The sequence below is a fragment of the Kineococcus indalonis genome (genome assembly GCF_009906395.1).
In the GTDB taxonomy this organism is placed as follows: Bacteria; Actinomycetota; Actinomycetes; order Actinomycetales; family Kineococcaceae; genus Kineococcus; species Kineococcus indalonis.
The window spans coordinates 2,278-6,138 of record NZ_JAAALM010000225.1 but is presented as its reverse complement, the minus strand read 5'-3'; the positions used below and the strand labels follow the sequence as shown (position 1 = coordinate 6,138).

3 protein-coding genes are annotated in these 3,861 nt (G+C 75.2%); all 3 read left to right on the top strand.

Translation table 11 applies throughout. The features are described 5' to 3' along the window. Positions 1-19: 19 nt before the first annotated feature. Positions 20-2,149, top strand: coding sequence for a DNA gyrase/topoisomerase IV subunit B (locus GTR00_RS12035; protein WP_166611862.1), 2,130 nt, complete (start codon positions 20-22; stop codon positions 2,147-2,149). A gap of 217 nt (positions 2,150-2,366) precedes the next feature. Next, positions 2,367-3,128 carry a DeoR/GlpR family DNA-binding transcription regulator gene (locus GTR00_RS12030; protein ID WP_166611861.1) on the top strand — a complete coding sequence of 254 codons (762 nt, stop codon included), beginning with the start codon at positions 2,367-2,369 and terminating at the stop codon, positions 3,126-3,128. Then, positions 3,125-3,861 (top strand): 1-phosphofructokinase family hexose kinase (locus tag GTR00_RS12025; RefSeq protein ID WP_323132430.1); only part of this gene is annotated, 737 nt, incomplete at its 3' end. The genes GTR00_RS12030 and GTR00_RS12025, both read left to right, overlap by 4 nt.

Sequence of the window (3,861 nt, the reverse complement as noted above, 5' to 3'; positions counted from 1 at the left end):
CGGCGTCTACCCTGCCGGGGTGACTGCACCCAGCTCGGCACCCCGTCCCCGCAAGCCCCGGGACGGCGACGGGTCCGAGGGCTACACCGCGGCGCACCTGCTGGTCCTGGAGGGCCTGGAGGCGGTGCGCAAGCGCCCCGGCATGTACATCGGCTCCACCGACTCCCGCGGCCTCATGCACTGCCTGTGGGAGATCATCGACAACTCCGTGGACGAGGCCCTCGGCGGGCACTGCACCCGCATCGACGTGGTGCTGCACGCCGACGGCTCGGTCGAGGTCCGCGACGACGGCCGCGGCGTGCCCGTGGACGTCGAGCCGCGCACCGGCCTGTCCGGCGTCGAGGTCGTCTTCACCCACCTGCACGCCGGCGGCAAGTTCGGCGGCGGGTCCTACTCGGCCTCCGGCGGCCTGCACGGCGTGGGCGCCAGCGTGGTCAACGCGCTCTCGGCGCGCCTGGACGTCGAGGTCGACCGCGGCGGCAAGACGTACGCCACCAGCTTCCGGCGCGGGGTGCCGGGCCGCTACGCCGGCCCGGGCCCGGAGGCGCCGTTCGAGCCGGTGAAGGGCCTGGAGGTGGTGGGCCGCGCCAAGCGGGGCGTGACGGGCACCCGGGTGCGCTACTGGGCGGACCCGCAGATCTTCCTCAAGGACGCGCGCTTCTCCTACGAGGACCTCGCCGCCCGCGCCCGCCAGACGGCCTTCCTGGTGCCGGGGTTGCGCATCGTGGTGCGCGACGCGCGCGGGCTGCCGGGCACTCCGGGCGCCGAGGGCCCGGTGGAGGAGGTCTTCCAGCACGACGGCGGCATCGCCGAGTACGCCGACTACCTCTCCCCGGACGCCGCGCTGACGCCCGTGTGGAGCCTGCACGGCACCAGCACCTTCACCGAGACCGTCCCGGTCCTCGACGACGCCGGGCACATGAACTCCCAGGACGTGGAGCGCGAGTGCGTGGTGGACGTGGCGCTGCGCTGGGGCACCGGCTACGACACGGTGGTCCGCTCCTTCGTCAACATCATCGCCACGCCCAAGGGCGGCACCCACCTCGCCGGCTTCGAGACGGCGCTGCTGGGGGTGCTGCGCGACCAGCTGAAGACGCGGCCCAAGCTCAAGCCCGGCAAGGACGAGACCCTGGAGAAGGACGACGTCACGGCCGGCATGACGGCCGTGGTGACGGTCCGCCTGGCCGAGCCGCAGTTCGAGGGGCAGACCAAGGAGGTGCTGGGCACCGCGGCGGTGCGCGGCATCGTGCGCGAGACGGTGCGCCGCGAGCTGACCGCCCTGTTCGAGTCCCCGCGGCGCGAGGACAAGCAGCAGACCGCGCTGGTGCTGGAGAAGGTCTCCGCGGAGATGAAGAGCCGCGTCTCGGCGCGCCTGCACAAGGAGACGCAGCGGCGCAAGAACGCCCTGGAGTCCTCCTCGCTGCCGGCGAAGCTGAAGGACTGCCGCTCCGACGACACCACGCGCACCGAGCTGTTCCTGGTGGAGGGCGACTCGGCGCTGGGCACCGCGATGGGGGCGCGCAACTCCGAGCACCAGGCGCTGCTGCCGCTGCGCGGCAAGATCCTCAACGTCCAGAAGGCGTCCGTGGCGGACATGCTCAAGAACGCCGAGTGCGCCTCGATCATCCAGGTGGTCGGCGCCGGGTCGGGCCGCAGCTTCGACCTGTCCGCCGTGCGCTACGGCAAGATCGTGCTGATGACCGACGCCGACGTGGACGGCGCGCACATCCGCACGCTGCTGCTGACGCTGTTCTTCCGGTACATGCGCCCCCTGGTGGAGGCCGGGCGGGTCTTCGCCGCCGTGCCGCCGCTGCACCGCATCGAGGTCAACGGCACGGGGCGGGCGAAGAAGGAGGTGATCTACACCTACTCCGACGCCGAGCTGCGCCGCGTGACCGCGGACCTGAACCGCCGCGGCCGCACCTACAAGGACCCCCAGCGCTACAAGGGCCTGGGGGAGATGGACGAGGACCAGCTCGCCGAGACCACCATGGAGCCGCAGCACCGCACGCTGCGGCGGGTGACGATCGCCGACGGCGAGGCGGCCGAGCGCGTCTTCGAGCTGCTGATGGGCAACGACGTCGCCCCGCGCAAGGACTTCATCATCGCCGGTGCCGCGCGGCTGGACCGCGAGCGCATCGACGCCTGAGCGGCGCTCCCGACCTCCCCGCGGCCGCCCGGCCGCGGGGGCGTCCCCACGCCCGCCCCGAACACCGCGTGTGGGACCCGGTCCGGTTTCCTGTCCGAACCGGCCCGTTTGCTTGACGTCTCGTCCGTTTCGGGCCCATCATCGTCGCCACCGGAGCCCTCCGGGCCCCGCACCGCAGCGGGTGGGCAGCGGCTCAGCACGGATGACGGAGTCGGCGATGTACGCACCGGAGCGCCACCAGGCGATCCTCGACACGGCCCGCGCCGCCGGGCGCGTGGAGGTCACCGCCCTGGCCGAGTCCCTCGACGTCACCCCCGAGACGATCCGCCGCGACCTGACCGCCCTGGAGCGCCACGGCCTGGTGCGCCGCGTGCACGGCGGGGCCATCCCCGTGGAGCGCCTGGGCGCCGAGCCGGCGGTGGGCGAGCGCCAGGGCGTGTTCGGCGCCGAGAAGGAGCGCATCGCCGCCGCCGCCCTGGCCGAGCTGCCCGTGGGCGGCACGGTCGTCGTCGACGCCGGCACCACCACCGCCCGCTTCGCCGAGCTGCTGCCCACCGACCGCGACCTCGTCGTCGTCACCCACGGCCTGCAGGTGGCCCAGGCGCTGGCCACCCGCCCGAACGTCACCCTGCACCTGGTCGGCGGGCAGGTGCGCCCGCGCACCCTGGCCGCCGTCGGCGCCTGGGCCGAGCGCGCCCTGGCCGAGGTGCTCGCCGACGTGTGCTTCCTCGGCACCAACGGCCTGAGCGCCGAGCGGGGCCTGAGCACGCCCGACCTGGCCGAGGCCGGCGTCAAGCGCGCCCTGATGCGCGCCGCCCGCCGCACCGTCGTCCTGGCCGACCGCTCCAAGCTGGGCCGCGACGACTTCGCCCACGTCGCCGACCTGGAAGGGGTCGACACGGTGATCACGGACACCGGGGCGGACCCCGGCGTCGTCGCCGACGTCGAGGCCGCCGGGCCCAGGGTGGTGCTGGCGTGAGCGCCGGGCACCCGGCGGTGCTGACCGTCACCCCCAACCCCAGCGTCGACCGCACCCTCGAGCTGGACGTCCTCACCCGCGGCGAGGTGCACCGCGCCACCGGCGCCTCGGTGGAGGCCGGCGGCAAGGGCGTCAACGTCGCGCGCGCCCTGGCCCGGCACGGCGCGCGCGCCACGGCCGTGCTGCCGTGCGGCGGCGTCGACGGCGAGCTGCTCGTGGCCCTGCTCGCGCCCCAGCGCGTGGAGGTGGTGCCCGTGGCCATCGCCGGGGCGGTGCGCAGCAACACCACGGTCGTCGAGGCCGACGGCACCACCACCAAGCTCAACGAGGCCGGCCCGCACCTGGGCGCGCCGGAGGTCGAGGCGCTGCTGCGCACGGTGCGCGCCCGCCTCACCGTCGGCCCGCGCTGGCTGGCCACCTCCGGCAGCCTGCCGCCGGGCGCCCCGGTGGACCTGCACGCCCGCCTGGTGCGCCTGGCCCGCGCGGCCGGCACCCCCGCGGCCGTGGACACCTCCGGCGCCGCCCTCGCTGCGGCCGTCGAGGCCGGCCCCGACGTCGTCAAGCCCAACCTCGAGGAGCTGCGCGAGCTGGTGGCCCGCGAGCTGCTCACGGTCGGCGACGTGCGCGCCGCGGCGGCCGAGCTGCGCGCGCGCGGCTGCGGCGACGTCCTCGTCAGCCTCGGCGGGGCCGGCGCGCTGCTGGTCACCGCCGGCGGCACCTGGTGGGCCGGCGG

What these genes read in the sequence shown, in the direction of transcription:
- GTR00_RS12030 (WP_166611861.1), top strand. Translation starts at nt 2,367, where the DNA reads ATGTACGCACCGGAGCGCCACCAGGCGATCCTCGACACGGCCCGCGCC.